This is a genomic window from Marinomonas rhizomae, assembly GCF_003315485.1.
In the GTDB taxonomy this organism is placed as follows: domain Bacteria; phylum Pseudomonadota; class Gammaproteobacteria; order Pseudomonadales; family Marinomonadaceae; genus Marinomonas; species Marinomonas rhizomae.
The window spans coordinates 268761-282935 of the sequence record NZ_QNSE01000007.1; the positions used below are offsets into that span (position 1 = coordinate 268761).

The window sequence follows — 14175 nt, forward strand, 5'->3', positions numbered from 1 at the left end:
GGGCTGCATGTTTTTCTGGACGTGTTTATGGTTGCTGGTGGTTCACAAATGCCGGATAACGTCTCGTTCCTCGTCTCATCCGGCCTACGGGTTGGGCCGCATGTTTTTCTGGGCGTGTTGTATGGTTGCTGGTGGTTCACAAATGCCGGATAACGTCTCGTTCCTCGTCTCATCCGGCCTACGGCGATGGGCTGCATGTTTTTCTGGGCGTGTTGTATGGTTGCTGGTGGTTCACAAATGCCGGATAACGTCTCGTTCCTCGTCTCATCCGGCCTACGGCGTTGGGCTGCATGTTTTTGTGGGCGTGTTTATGGTTGCTGGTGGTTTACAAATGCCGGATAACGCCTCGTTCCTCGTCTCATCCGGCCTACGGGGTTGGGCTGCATGTTTTTCTGGACGTGTTTATGGGTTCTGGTGGTTCACAAATGCCGGATAACGTCTCGTTCCTCGTCTCATCCGGCCTACGGCGTTGGGCTGCATGTTTTTCTGGGCGTGTTGTATGGTCGCTGGTGGTTCACAAATGCCGGATAACGTCTCGTTCCTCGTCTCATCCGGCCTACGGGGTTGGGTTGCATGTTTTTGTGGGCGTGTTGTATGGTTGCTGGTGGTTTACAAATGCCGGATAACGCCTCGTTCCTCGTCTCATCCGGCCTACGGCGATGGGCTGCATGTTTTTCTGGGCGTGTTTATGGTTGCTGGTGGCTCACAAATGCCGGATAACGTCTCGTTCCTCGTCTCATCCGGCCTACGGGGTTTGATCTAGAGCTGTCAATCCTTGAGAACAAAAATCAAAAATAACACCATATAATTGCTCGCGGATGATGCTATCAAGTAGCTGTTCATCAACATTCAAATAATCGTGTACTAACACATTACGCATGCCGATTATTTGGCGCCAAGGCGCATTACCTTTCAGTAAGCCGGCATTATTTAAAATATCAAAGGCTTGATAAGCCTCTAATATTGGACGTTGACTCACCTGCTGCGCCCAATGCTTGGCAATACCAATCGCCGATTCAATACTCACTTGCATTAAGCGCTGCAAAGCCAAACGCTGATATTTATCAAGTGGGGCTTGTAAAAAATGGTTACGTAGCTCTTCTAGATCACTTTGGCATTGCCATACATGGGCACGCATTGCCTTTAAATAGCCATCATGTTTCATTTTATCGCCCATATCCCTCTGCTGCTGTGATTTTTTCTTGCTGTAGATAGTCAATTTCATATCGCGACATTATTTTACCTACGCCTTGCAGCATTAGGCCTCGCTCGCGGCAATACCAAAGCGTGTTGGCTTGTATGACTTCAATACCGAGCAGGATAGGTGCCTGCATTATATCAATCACAGACAGCTGACCATCGCCTAGCTGTAAACTTTTTTGCCAATCGATCAGAAGCATCTCTGGGCGCATACGCCTAGTGAAAATATTCATCTCGTGGCGGGTAAATTGTACCGCCAAATCCAAATCACTGTACTCATGAGCCAACCCCTTGGCGTGCGATCCATATAGCCATAAGGCATTAATTTGCGGATCCGCTTCGGCCAATTTCAGCAGCTGCATTTTACAACGGATAAAGTCTTGCTCAATCATAGAGTCTCACTGCAAAGGGTTGTTTGACGTTTTGATTATTCCAATACCTCTCATTGCACTCGATTTTACACTTTTTGCGCGTCTTTGTTCAGTTTGTTTTTTTGTCCACCTAAAGGCATGACCGTAATCCGGCGATGGGCTGCATGTTTTTCTGGGCGTGTTGTATGGTTGCTGGTGGTTTACAAATGCCGGATAACGCCTCGTTCCTCGTCTCATCCGGCCTACGGCGTTGGTGGGTTATAGATTGGCTTACGAGTTATTCCCAATTTTTCGTCCATATTGCGCTATGTGTGCCAGCATTGCTTCAGATTTTATGGTATCCAAATCTAGGATATCAAAGAAATAAGGGAAGGTAGTTTCTTCATTAAGCTGATTAGATAACCGAATAACCACTGAGTGGTCGACTTTTTTTCCAGAGATAACAATATCTATGTCAGAGCCGGATTTGAAGGTGCCTTTGGCTCTTGAGCCAAAAATCATAGCCGATTCAATCTCTTGAAAACTTTGAATAATGTTATCTAGCTCTTCAAGCTCTGCTGAAGTTAAACCAAAGTCAGCTTCTATCATTTGGTCAGCCGCTCCGTAAAGCTTTGATGAAAATCCTTTAAAATCGGGTAATAAGTCGACTTTATTTTTAGCCCGACGAGCTGCGCTGTTTCTTCTTGGTATGTGTGTACTGTTAAGTTTCTATCACCAAGCGCTTCCAGCCAGTCTTTTCCGTTCTCAATCAGCTGATATTGAAATGCCGTTTTTATTGCATCACGTGGGCTGCTTATCGAAAAACCCTCTTCTTCTTGAAAGTCTTTCAGCACTTTCCAAGCGAGTTCAAAGGATATTTCGAAAAATTGAATCATTCCGGCACGCTCAATAACCGATAATTTTTCCAGCTCTACAGTGGTTTTAAGTAACATAAAACTTCTGGAAAAATTTTGAAATCGCTGTTTCCAGCGCGCTTCTTGGTAATTCATATATTCATCCTAAATACTCTATCGCAGCGAAAGCAATACTAACAAAATACGACGATATTAACCATGACCAGCTCGCTCGTCTCATTCGGCGATGGATGAGTGGTATTGGGTAATGTGGTTGGTGATTTCGTAACGGTTTTCGTAGGCCGGATGAGGGAGGCACGACCGCTATCCGGCGTTGGATGATTGATATTGGGTAATGTAGTTGGTGATTTCGTGACGGTTTTCGTAGGCCGGATGAGGGAGGCACGACCGCTATCCGGCGATGGATGGTTGGTATTGGGTAATGTGGTTAGTGATTTCATGACGTTTTGTAGGCCGGATGAGGGAGGCATGACCGTAATCCGGCGGCGGGCTGCATGTTTTTGTGGGCGTGTTTATGGTTGCTGGTGGTTTACAAATGCCGGATAACGCCTCGTTCCTCGTCTCATCCGGCCTACAAGAGCTGCAAGGTGGGTATTTACCGATTTAACGGTTAGTTAGTCTATGTTCAATACTTTTCGGATCCTGACGGTTATCCAATACAGCCAAGATCAAGACTCGGTCTTTTATAACTTGATAGTAGATTGAAAAAGGAAAGCTACGTGCTAGCACCCGGAAGCTACCATTAATGCTTGGGTGAATGCCCGCAAAAAAACGCAACCGCTCAATATCCAACATCAAGCTGTCGACACAGTATTGACCAAGTGCTTTGTTGATTTTTGCATAAAATTGTTTCGCATTGAGCAAATCATTTTCAGCTGATGGCGTGAAAAAAATATTAAATATCACAATTTAAGTCTTTCTCGTACTTCTTCAAAACTGCGCCATTTTTCAGTTTCATTAAGCTCCTGCTTGCGAGCTTCTAATTCTTGCAGATGCCATTTAGGTGAATCGAATTCGGCTTGATTCTGAGCCAATGCGCTCATTACGGCTTCCATTAGTTCAACTTGCCTATCGAATGGCAGTTCTGCGATTTCTTTCGTGTCAATCAACATACAAAGCCCCTTCTTGATTTCTTAAAATAAGTATACCTATATTAACAAAATAATCATTTCCTCTTTTTTACTTCGTCCTTTACTATTTTGTTTTGTACATGTTGATTTTGTTGGCCGGATGAGGGAGGCACGACCGCTATCCGGCGATGGATGGTTGGTATTGGGTAATGTGGTTGGTGATTTCGTGACGGTTTTCGTAGGCCGGATGAGGGAGGCACGACCGCTATCCGGCGGAGGATGGTTATGAACGCCACTTTTTTCAAGTAAGCATCTTCGTTCCTCGATTCATCCTTCAGCGCCGGATAACGCCTCGTACCTCGGCTCATCCGGCCTACGGGGGGTCTTAGTCTTTTTTGGTGAAGGCGAAGCGGATAAGTACGATCCCCATGCCGAGCATGCCGCCGAGCAGTACAGCGAGTACGCAGATCAGGGCGCGTTTCGGGCCGGCCTTTTCTTCTGGCACAACAGCTGGGTCGATGATTTTAAAGGCAAATTCATCTTGCACTTGGGCCAGCATAAGGTTTTTGGTTTGCTCTTCTATCAGTTGATAAAAGACGGATTGCATATCAGATATGCTGGTTCTTTCAATTTGCTCTTCGAGATAACCTATATTACGACGTGTTTCGCCCAAAGACTCTTCTTTTACCCAAGCATTTAGGTCTACAACCAGCCAATCCACCCATTGTTTTGCAATAGTCGGAGAGAGGTGAGTAATAGACAATGTCACTAGCCCAGTGTCTTTACTTTCAGATACGGCGATTATTTTTTTAAACTCTTTGTACGCTTCCCAGTCTGTAGGTTCTGAGGATTTTCCTGGAGCTACTTCACGTACCCAAACTTTACTTTGCGCATCGTATAATTCAGGGTCTAACTGCAAAGTATCTGTTGATTCATTCCATTTTTCACCCGCCATTAATGGCACGAGTAGGTCATATTTGTGAATAAAAGCATTCAAGAATTGGCGCGATTGCAAGGTAGCTAAGGCAATACCCTTACTGTCTATACCACCACCGCCAAGGTTAATACCCGCCAATGACGCCAAACCACCAAATTGCGACGCCATGGCCGCAAGGCCGCCTGACTGGCTGTCGCTAGCAGATGCCAATACCGCTTCTGCTTTATAGGTGTTGGGCTGTGACAAGGCATATAACACACCGCCAACAGCAAACAAGGTTGTCATTAATATAATGATCCATTTACCTTTCCACAGAGCTAAAAATAGCTCTTTTAAATCTATCTCGTCGTCTTGTGGGCGGTACGCTTGCGGGGGTAGGTTGTAATTATCGGCCATATTTAATATGAGAAAAGAACGAATGCTAGTTTAACCAACCAACTTTCGCCCTTTTCTGTTTCATCCTATTCAATTCTGTTAAGTAAACAAGGTAAGCCTTAAGCAAAACTTACCTCTGGTTTTTTCTGCCTTCAGCCCAGCATCAATGCGCCTGGTTAATCTTTAACCGCACTCCAAGCCACACCGATTTGATACAATATTTGCGTAGCAGTAGATAAGGTACTTAAGCCATCTAGGTAATCTGTATTAAGCGGCACAATGACAGTGTCCCCTGGCTCTAATGGGTCGTAGTTGCGACTGAACCAAAAAGAGTTATTTGGCAACTCTACTGAACCGTTAGACTTAACAATGTAAATACGATCAGTATCTGCTTGGCGTTTAGTACCGCCTGATGAAGCTATGTAATCTTCCACCGTCAGGTTCGGGTTAAAAGTATGATTCGATGAGAATTGCACTTCCCCCACAACACTCACCACCGGGTTTAATGCAGGCACAAATAACTTGTCGCCTTTTTCTAACATCAAGTTGGCAAGTTTATCGCCCTTTACCGCACTGTTCAGGTCAATGACTAAGCGTCCCACTGGCTGAACATTGTCAAGTTGGTCAACAATCGCAATAGCTTGTGCTGGGTCTGCAACCGAAGAACCTTGGCGACGTAAAGACATGGTACTGATTTCTTGCTTGAGTTGTGCGTTGATAAGTTTAAGTCTTTCCGCTTCCTGACGTTTTAAACGTTCACGACTAAATACCGCCCCTGCGGGGTAGGCAAATTCCGTGAAACCACCGGCACGCTCTACTACGTCTTTTAAGGTTTCGCCACGTCTAAAGGTATAAGTTCCAGGGAAGACAAACTCCCCCTGCAGCTCAATCACCATACCTTCTTGCCAGCCTGGCTGAGATTTAATAATAAGATTATCTTGCGCTCCCAAGGTAACAGGGTACTTACCGCTGATCGCATCTTTTAATGAGAAATTAATCCGCTCGATACTAGATTTATCACCTTGTATTAAACGACGACTCAATTCTGCCGATGTTAAATAGGCACTCTGCTTTAAACCACCGGCGGCAGCGAGCAAAGAAGAGACATTGATATTTTTAGCTAAAGGATAAAGACCTGGAAATTTAACCGCTCCTGATACTTCAATAACTTTTGCTGGCACACCGTAACTAGCCTGGGCTTTCAATCGCTCTACAATAGGCTTAAGTAACGCCTCTCGACTCGCTTTACGCAAACCCGCCGCATTAGATTCAACTTCTTTATCGGCAATTTTTAAGGTGGCGCTCTCTTCTTTAGTAACAACGGCACCCGTTTCCGCATCCAACACTTCACGTGTTTTGTCCACTGCACCATCCGATTTCGCTTTGCTGTTCGCATAGGAGCCAAACCAGTAACCTTGGGCTAAACCATTATCAAACACAAAAATTTGGTCTTTTTCTTGCAGGGTTAAATTGGCCGCGGAATCTTGATCCGTCAAGGCATCCAATAAGCTGAATTGATAAACTTCAATGTCTTGATTGGCATTCATTTCTCGAACCAATAAAGCGTAATTCAAATCTGCTGTTAGTTTTAAACCATCGTCAATAGAACCAATAGCGTCACTTACTTTCATCCCTTGTCTGAAGTTAAGAGCGCCTTGCCTTACTACTTCACCTCGCACGGCGACTGCATTTTTAAGCGTCATAGAAACGGCGGATAGATTCACCTTATCACCGTTTTTCAACTTAAAACCTCGACCAGATGGAGAGGATAGATCCAGGGTAAATTGTTGCAAACCATTGGCGCTGGTTCTGCGCACACTAACACGGGAAAGATAGGCTTCTGGCTTTGCACCACCCGCCAGTGATAATAGCTGTCCCAGCGTTGCCCCACCTTTGGTTTCATAAACTGCTGGTCGTGCTACTTGCCCTTCAATAGACATGGCATTATCACGGATAGGAATAAATAACGTATCGCCAGACGATAAGCGGAGGTCTTTCGATGTATCGCCTTTGATCAGCAAGTCATACAGATCAAACTCTGAAACCACTTTACCTTTGCGCAGCAGCTGAATATGGCGCAAGCTTCCTGAGCCTTTCACACCACCACTGGCGATAAGCGCCTGTGTTATTGTGGTTAAGCCATTCACATTGTAGGCGCCGGGTTGAACCGCTTCACCAACGATATACACCTGCATGGTCCGCATCGCGCCCATGGTAACGGACACATCGACACCTATGGTTTTTTTCTTAATAACATCGTTAATCTGTTTGCGTAACTCTGCAAAAGTTTGCCCTGATACGGCCACAGGGCCAATATCTGGTAGGTTAATCGAGCCGTCTCTGTCTATTGTTAAAGATAAATTTTGGTTACTTTTACCAAAGGTTTGAACATTAATAATGTCGCCAGGCCCCATTTGATAATCCAGCGGCACGGGCAAATCATCCACAACCGTAAGACCCAAGCTATTACCACTAAAGACATCGTAGCCAAACATTGACAAGCCAGAGTCATTGTCTGCCGCAGCCTGACGAACCGCGGCAGGCTTCTCTGTTGTCTTCGCGACGGGTTCCAAAACAGGAGCTTGTTGCGCTTCTGAAGCAGAGCCAGTAGCACTACTGGAGAACGAATCAAGATCGACACCATACTGACGAGCAAGCGCTTCTTGTTGCGCCTTCGGCAAACTTTGAAATTGACTAATTTGTGCCGCTGTTGGGGTAAAAGCAAACACACTTCCTGCAAGTGTCATCATTAACGCTGGTAGTAGTAATTTTTTCAGTCGCATACTATGTGGTCTATATTAGGTTCAATGAAAATGTAAATTCAGGTATTTAAGGCTTGGATTATGAATCCCAGCTAGAAACGAAATTCGTACCCTGCCCATATATTAGTTTGATTATCGCTATTCTTTACCTGCTGATAACTTGCCCCTAGCCTAACCATTCCCGCTAGGGCGGGTAAGTTATAGGTCAATTGGCTGGTATTGGTTTTTTCGTCATCCTGAGTTGAACTTTGATAGCTCACACCCAGCTGGTGATCGTTTGAAAATTGCAGATAAAATGCAATAGAGGCGCTTTCGTCCAATAAATAGCTTGTATTGGCAACGTCATCCGTCATCGATGGATAAAGGCCCGATTTCCATTGAGTCGTGTCATGTGCGTCTGTGGTTTGCTGAGACTCTAATACAATACGGGCGGTATTTGTGCCGATCGGAAAGCTACCCGTCCAACCCAGTAACCAAGCGCCTAATTCAGAAACCTCTGCAGTAGAAGCCGCTTCGGCATAGACACTATGATATAAGCTAGCAACATTCGGCAAAGTTAATTTAGCATCTACTGCCAGTTGCTTATCCTGTTCGCTTGAGTCTATATCTGAAAACCATGTTTGATAGGTAACACCGTATTCAAAAACTGAAAAGGGCTTTGCAACCAAGCGTGTCGCACTTTGATAGTCATAATCAGCGTTGTCTGGCTGAGCTAAGATACTTTCTACGCTCCACACACCCAACACGTCATTCTCACCAAGATAGCTAACACTAATATCCGCTGCAGCTTTCGCATAAGACCCTAAAATCAGATTATGCTGCCAACCTTGCCCCCACCAACGATCTATATTGCCGATAGACCAAAGCCAAGCCCCAGAACTAAAAGCAAGATAGCTATTATCTAAATTCAACGTCGTGTCATCTTGGTATTCGCTATAACCTGCCGTTAAACGGTATGAAAACGAATTACCTAAATGTTCAACGCTGGTATAAATGCCTTTTTCATCTTCATTAAACTGCCCAAAACCTAACGGCACAGATGGATTGGCGGCGTTAACGATCTTAACCATTCGATTGCCACGATTTAATTTCGCGGAATTTAAGGTGTAAAGTAGCTCTTGATTTGCCAATAGCACTGTCTCTGCTTCTTGCTTGGCATAGGTTAGATCATCACCAAACATAGACCAACGCATTGGATAGTGGTTAACCGGCGAAGCTAATTGCCCTGAATCGGACAAAAGCACTAAAGACGAACGAATAAATGGGTCATTGGCTTCTAACCATGGAGAGGCTAATGTCAAAGCAGGCACACTACCAAGAAAAGACAATAAGAAGATTTTTTTAACATTAAACACGGACATTAATAGCTCACAGTTCCTTGTATTGATAGAGTGGGCGCTTTCATGAGCATAATTCCTATCAGACTATTATTAAGATGCCGCACATAATGTATCAAAATGTAGCAAAAATAAAGGTTGCTTACTTAATGCTTTCACAAATCTACGCATTTTTTAGATGTAAGCTTATTCTTTATGCGTTTTCTACGTCCAAAATAAAGATTTTGAACGTCAACGAAGCTTTATTTATTCAAAAAAGCAAAATTGTTCAAGAAATTCGCAAACCACCTCCACATTTCACTTACATTACGATAAGTCTTACTCTAAAATCGCAGCTTAAAATTTATATTCAGCATCAATTTCTATGATAGGGAAATATTATGAAACGTACTCTTTTGGCTACTATCGTAGCTTTATCTCTTGGCGCTACAGGTCAAGCCTTCGCAGCTGGTGAAGCAGCTGGCGCTGCCAGTTCCTCAGGTACTGCAGCCAGTTCTGGTGCAGCAGCCAGTTCTGGTGCAGCAGCTAGTGCTGGTGGGGGCGTAGCTGCAGGTGGTACGGCTGCTAGTGCAGGTGGCGTCGCCGCTGGTGGCGCTGCTACTACCGGTACCGTTGCTGGTGGTGCGGCCGCTGCGGGTGGCGCTGTTGCCGCTGGTGGTACAGTTGCCGCAAGTGCTGCAGCGATTGGTACTGTTGGCACTATTGCAGCATCAACTCTCGCTGTTGTCACTGTCACTTCAGTTGCTGTTGTGGCTAATGAAAACGATGGTGCTGACGAAACGACAAGCACCTCTACAAACCCTTAATTCCTAATTTCAGGAATTGGAAAGCGCCAAAATTTAGGAAATTGAAAACCACCCAAACTGTTCTGGGCGGTTTTCTTTCTAAGCTGACACCTTGATATGGCTTTTTCTCATAACAAAGCCTCCTCCGTTCTATTTTTCTATAGTGAAGTGTATTTCACAAAGCCTTTCCAGCCTGTGTTTTTTTTGAACAAAATGATCAGCGGGGCTTACATTCTTAAAAACCATGCAATAGAATCGATGGTGAAGATTTATCTTCAACATCGATGTTTATGATAAGGAAATATTATGAAACGTACTCTTTTGGCTACTGTTGTAGCTTTCTCTCTTGGTTTTACTGGCCAAGTATTCGCAGAAGCAGCTACTGGCGCTGCTGGTGGCGCTGGTGGCGCTAGCGCTGGTGGTGCTGCCGCTGCTGGTGGTGCCGCTGCTGGTGGTACTGCTGCTGCAAGTGCTGCGGCGATTGGTGGTGTTGGTTCGATTGCTGCAACCTCTATCGCTATCGCTTCTGTTGCAGCGGTTGCCGTTGTTGCAGACGAAAATGATGGTGCTGATGAAACCACTAGCACTTCTACAAATTCCTAGGTTCTAATCTAGGCATTTGAAAAGATATCAATCGCCCAGATCATTCTGGGCGATTTTTTCTCTCTGCACACACCTTAATATGGCTTTCTCATGACAAAGCTTCCAACGCTTAAATTACTGTCTTTTATACTGTTCACTTTTTTTCTCTCTGCCTGTTCTCGTAATACCCAAAGTTCAATCGATTCACTCAATGCCATTCTTGATGCTGAACGCTCTCCCGATATAGCAGAATCACACATTCGGTCTTTGCCTTACCCAGCCAGCATTGTCACCATCAATGATCGAAAACCTATTTTAATGATATTAGCTTTTGTGGATTCCTTTGGTGATTCAGGCGCTAAACAACTCACTTGGTATGCGGCGGATGGCGGCAGCATCACCACTAAAAATGGCCGAATCGTCCATACCACCGGATTTAACACAAACAATTTAGAGAACCTTTCCAGTTTTCAAGCAACGCCTCCCGCTCCTATTAAGGCAATGAGCTGGCAAGCCATTTATGATTGGTCCCCTCATTATCGCTACCATTTCAGTGCCGATGTATCGACACAATCTATTGAAGATGAGCTCATCACGACGTTTTTATGGGAACAGAGCACCAAGCACATAACAGAGCAAATTCGCTTTACCAGCTTTGAACATGATTTGGTCAATGAATTCTGGATTGCACCAGCCACACAAACGACAAAAGCCTTCACGGTAAAATCGACTCAATATATTGGCCCTAATATGGACAAAGTTAACATGCTGATGATTCGACCTTATGTTGAACCTATCAACACTCTATCGCCGTAATGAAGGTCACTGTAACCCAGGACAGAATGTCGTTAAGGAATTCAAACTATGCTTAGATCTCTTTCTTATATTTTTTTAATCAGCACTATGTGTTGCTATTCACTTTTGGCGCTTTCTCAGCCAATCAAAATACACCTTTTACAACCTGAAATAACACTAGAATACGCTGAAGCAGCACGTTTCTCACAGGTTTTAACCGATGCTCAAAGTCAAATTGATTATCCTATCTATGCGTTAGGCCTGAGCTTAATTTCGCCTAATAAACAAACACTGATCGAGCAAAAAAAGAGCCTTATCCTTAAAGCCTTAAGCGATATTGATTCGGCAGAGTCCACACACATTGCCGAGCAACTTAAATCGCTGCACTTCGCCTATAGAGAGAAGATTGAAACTCGTTTACAACAAGTCAGAACGATTAAAAAAAATAATCCTTTATTAACTCATGACTACACCTTATCAATCCCTACTCGTCCGAACTTTATTCGACTGATTACTCCCAAGCAAACACCAACACCTTTGGTAAAACAATTACCTAATGCTCGTTTAAAAGACTACATGACACCTGACATTGCTGGAGATAACTATGATTCCGCTTGGATCATTCAAGCCGACCAGAGCATTCAACACATCAGTGGCATTCAATGGCAAGGACAAAACCATTACCTCAGCCCGGGTAGTATTATTTTTGTGGGTTTAGACAATGTACCAGATCAATACCAACACCTTAATCAAGATATAGCTCAGCTATTGACTCAACACCTGGAGCTATAATGCACGCTTTATCCCCCCTGTTCAAACGCACTGCTTTACGTTACTTTGTTGTCATCATGAGTGCGAACACGCTTTTGCTACCCAGTAGTTACGCTTCTGAAACGACAGACGACTCTGACCCCTTTCAGCTCCCCGAATTTAAACCATCACAGATGAACTCAGGCGGAGTTGGCTTAATACAAGTTCCTTCTGGACGAATGGCAGACGAAGGCGCTTTTAGCCTGAGCTATGCGCAAAACGACGAATACGATTTTTATACTATTTCCCTTCAGCTTATGCCTTGGCTAGAAACTACTTTCAGGTATACGCAAGTTAACGACTTACTCTACAGTAACGATGAAAGCTTTAGCGGCAATACAAAGTTAGCTGACAAAGGCATTGATGTTAAAGCGAGGCTTTGGCAAGAGAGTCGTTATTTGCCAGAGGTGTCCATTGGCTTAAAAGACATTGGTGGAACAGGCTTATTTGATGGCGAATACCTTGCTGGTAGTAAACGCTTTTATACTCAGGACTACGGGCACTTTGATGTCACCTTAGGCCTAGGCTGGGGCTATTTTGGCACGAGAGGCAACATCAGCAATCCCTTTTGCTCCGCGGCAGATCGCTTTTGTGATCGCCTATCCAGCTTTTCTGGCAATGGTGGCATGGTGGACTATGATCGCTGGTTTACAGGGTCCGCCTCTTTATTTGGCGGTATTGAGTATCAACCCCCTTACGAGCCTTTACGTTTAAAATTGGAATACGAGGGCAATGATTACAGTCAAGATTATCCAGTGACTCGTGGCAATGTAGACATGACGCCCAAAACGCCTTGGAATATTGGCGCAGTCTATGCTTTAAGTGATGGTTTTGACTTGCGTCTTAGTTACGAACGGGGCACCACCTTTACCCTTGGCTTTAGTTTAAATACTAACTTCGACAGCATCAAAAGCCCATGGATTGATGAACCTATTCCAGAACAGAATCAACACCGTCCAACAACCTTAGAAGGTGTTGATTGGGAAAAACTGGATCAAGAGCTAAATAAGGTCGCCGGATACAAGACGGACAAGGTATACCAAGATGGTGACACACTCACCCTTGTTGCACATCAACACAAGTATCGGAACCGAGACACTGCCCTCGAAAAAGCCTCGGCGGTGCTGAGTAATGAATTACCTGAGAACATTCAGCATTATCAAATTCATGAAACAGAAAAAGGCTTAGCCTTGAGAACAACGGAGATTTCTGCTTCACAGTATCAAGAGATTGCCAATGTGAGCTATCTGAACCCTAAGATTAGTGATGCGACTTCCAACCTAGAACCTCAAGATCAGACCTCCCAAAGCTTCACTTCAGAACCTCTTTATGATGATTTTGAACCTCTTAGCTACGGTTTCAAACCTCACTTGAGTCAGGCATTCGGTGGTCCTGAAGACTTTTACATTTATAACCTCAGTGTCAAAGGCGGCGCAGCTTATTGGTTGACGGATCAGTTGGAATTATCCGCAGGCGTTTCTATTAATGTGTTTAACAATTATGACAAGCTTAAATTCAATGTGCTGGAAGACGGTACTTCTAACTATCGAGTGAGAACTCTAATACGAGCTTATGTGCTCGAAAACGATGCTCTACTCAGTAATCTGCAACTTACTTGGTATCAAAAATACGGCCAAAACTGGTATCAGCAGGTTTACGGGGGGTACTTAGAAACCATGTTTGCGGGTGTTGGCTCTGAAGTAATGTATCGACAACCCAATACTAATTGGGCGATCGGTGCTGATATCAACCTTATTTCTCAGCGCGATCCAAGCTCAGTATTTGGCGTATTTGAAAGCGATGATGCTTACAGCAGTTCAGATAAAGTATTATCCCGAGGAAGCACTGGCCATGTGTCCGTCTATTACCAGCCCCAGTGGTCGTTTTTACAAAATACGCTCTTCCGTGTGGATATGGGCAAATTCTTAGCCGGTGATGTAGGAGCTCGTGTCGATTTTTCCAAACAATATAAGAGTGGCGTAATCGTTGGCGCTTATGCCAGCAAAACCGACATGTCGGCCGAAGAATTTGGCGAAGGCAGCTTTACCAAAGGCTTCTACCTATCCATTCCATTTGATACCTTATCCTTTAAACCAACCACCAGCCGCGCCAACTTGGCTTGGCAACCCATCACCAGGGATGGTGGCCAAAAGCTAAACCGACGCAGCAGCTTATTCAAAGTAACGGACATGGTGTCACCCTGGTATCAGAGACCAAACCAAAATTAGTCGCACAAAAAAGCCTTAGATGTTTCATCTAAGGCTTTTTATTGGACGATGTCCCACACTGGGGCTGAT

The 14175-nt window shown here is 44.5% G+C and carries 14 protein-coding genes; 5 read left to right on the forward strand and 9 right to left on the reverse strand.

What is annotated here, in order from left to right; translation table 11 throughout:
* Nucleotides 1-745: 745 nt before the first annotated feature.
* The 9 genes from hepT to DFP80_RS10950 form a co-directional block, all read right to left on the reverse strand.
* Complete coding sequence (gene hepT, locus DFP80_RS10910) at nt 746-1177, reverse strand: type VII toxin-antitoxin system HepT family RNase toxin (protein ID WP_158601397.1); 432 nt, start codon at nt 1175-1177, stop codon at nt 746-748.
* On the reverse strand, nt 1167-1592 hold the full coding sequence (locus tag DFP80_RS10915) for a nucleotidyltransferase domain-containing protein (RefSeq protein ID WP_113916830.1): 426 nt from the start codon (nt 1590-1592) through the stop codon (nt 1167-1169). The genes hepT and DFP80_RS10915 overlap by 11 nt, the downstream gene beginning before the upstream one ends.
* A 249-nt stretch (nt 1593-1841) precedes the next feature.
* The gene (locus tag DFP80_RS10920; protein WP_113916831.1) at nt 1842-2159 is read right to left on the reverse strand and encodes a nucleotidyltransferase family protein; all 318 of its coding nucleotides are present in this window, start codon (nt 2157-2159) and stop codon (nt 1842-1844) included.
* Entirely contained in the window at nt 2156-2560 is a 405-nt protein-coding gene (locus DFP80_RS10925; protein ID WP_113916832.1) for an HI0074 family nucleotidyltransferase substrate-binding subunit, read from the reverse strand. Before DFP80_RS10925 ends, DFP80_RS10920 begins: the two co-directional genes overlap by 4 nt.
* A 468-nt stretch (nt 2561-3028) precedes the next feature.
* Nucleotides 3029-3331, reverse strand: a complete 303-nt coding sequence (locus tag DFP80_RS10930; protein WP_158601399.1) for a type II toxin-antitoxin system RelE/ParE family toxin — start codon at nt 3329-3331, stop codon at nt 3029-3031.
* Entirely contained in the window at nt 3328-3537 is a 210-nt protein-coding gene (locus DFP80_RS10935; RefSeq protein WP_113916834.1) for an addiction module protein, read from the reverse strand. The genes DFP80_RS10930 and DFP80_RS10935 overlap by 4 nt, the downstream gene beginning before the upstream one ends.
* A 343-nt stretch (nt 3538-3880) precedes the next feature.
* A complete protein-coding gene (locus DFP80_RS10940; RefSeq protein ID WP_113916835.1) occupies nt 3881-4828 on the reverse strand; it encodes a Wzz/FepE/Etk N-terminal domain-containing protein in 948 nt (315 codons plus the stop codon).
* 155 nt (nt 4829-4983) lie between these two features.
* Nucleotides 4984-7590: an SLBB domain-containing protein gene (locus tag DFP80_RS10945; RefSeq protein WP_113916836.1), complete on the reverse strand. Its 2607-nt coding sequence runs from the start codon at nt 7588-7590 to the stop codon at nt 4984-4986.
* 71 nt (nt 7591-7661) lie between these two features.
* Entirely contained in the window at nt 7662-8930 is a 1269-nt protein-coding gene (locus DFP80_RS10950; protein WP_113916837.1) for a capsule assembly Wzi family protein, read from the reverse strand.
* A 356-nt stretch (nt 8931-9286) separates the two neighbouring features.
* On the opposite strand from DFP80_RS10950, the gene DFP80_RS10960 reads away from it, so the two are divergent.
* The 5 genes from DFP80_RS10960 (at nt 9287) to DFP80_RS10980 (ending at nt 14106) form a co-directional block, all read left to right on the forward strand.
* Nucleotides 9287-9712 (forward strand): hypothetical protein, encoded by a 426-nt coding sequence (locus DFP80_RS10960; protein ID WP_113916839.1) that lies wholly within the window; start codon nt 9287-9289, stop codon nt 9710-9712.
* Nucleotides 9713-9997: 285 nt separating this feature from the next.
* Nucleotides 9998-10294 (forward strand): hypothetical protein, encoded by a 297-nt coding sequence (locus DFP80_RS20670; RefSeq protein WP_158601395.1) that lies wholly within the window; start codon nt 9998-10000, stop codon nt 10292-10294.
* A 90-nt stretch (nt 10295-10384) separates the two neighbouring features.
* Complete coding sequence (locus DFP80_RS10970; RefSeq protein WP_113916841.1) at nt 10385-11089, forward strand: YjbF family lipoprotein; 705 nt, start codon at nt 10385-10387, stop codon at nt 11087-11089.
* Between the two features lie 48 nt (nt 11090-11137).
* Complete coding sequence (locus DFP80_RS10975) at nt 11138-11860, forward strand: capsule biosynthesis GfcC family protein (protein WP_113916842.1); 723 nt, start codon at nt 11138-11140, stop codon at nt 11858-11860.
* A complete protein-coding gene (locus DFP80_RS10980; protein ID WP_113916843.1) occupies nt 11860-14106 on the forward strand; it encodes a YjbH domain-containing protein in 2247 nt (748 codons plus the stop codon). The genes DFP80_RS10975 and DFP80_RS10980 overlap by 1 nt, the downstream gene beginning before the upstream one ends.
* Nucleotides 14107-14175 lie beyond the last annotated feature (69 nt).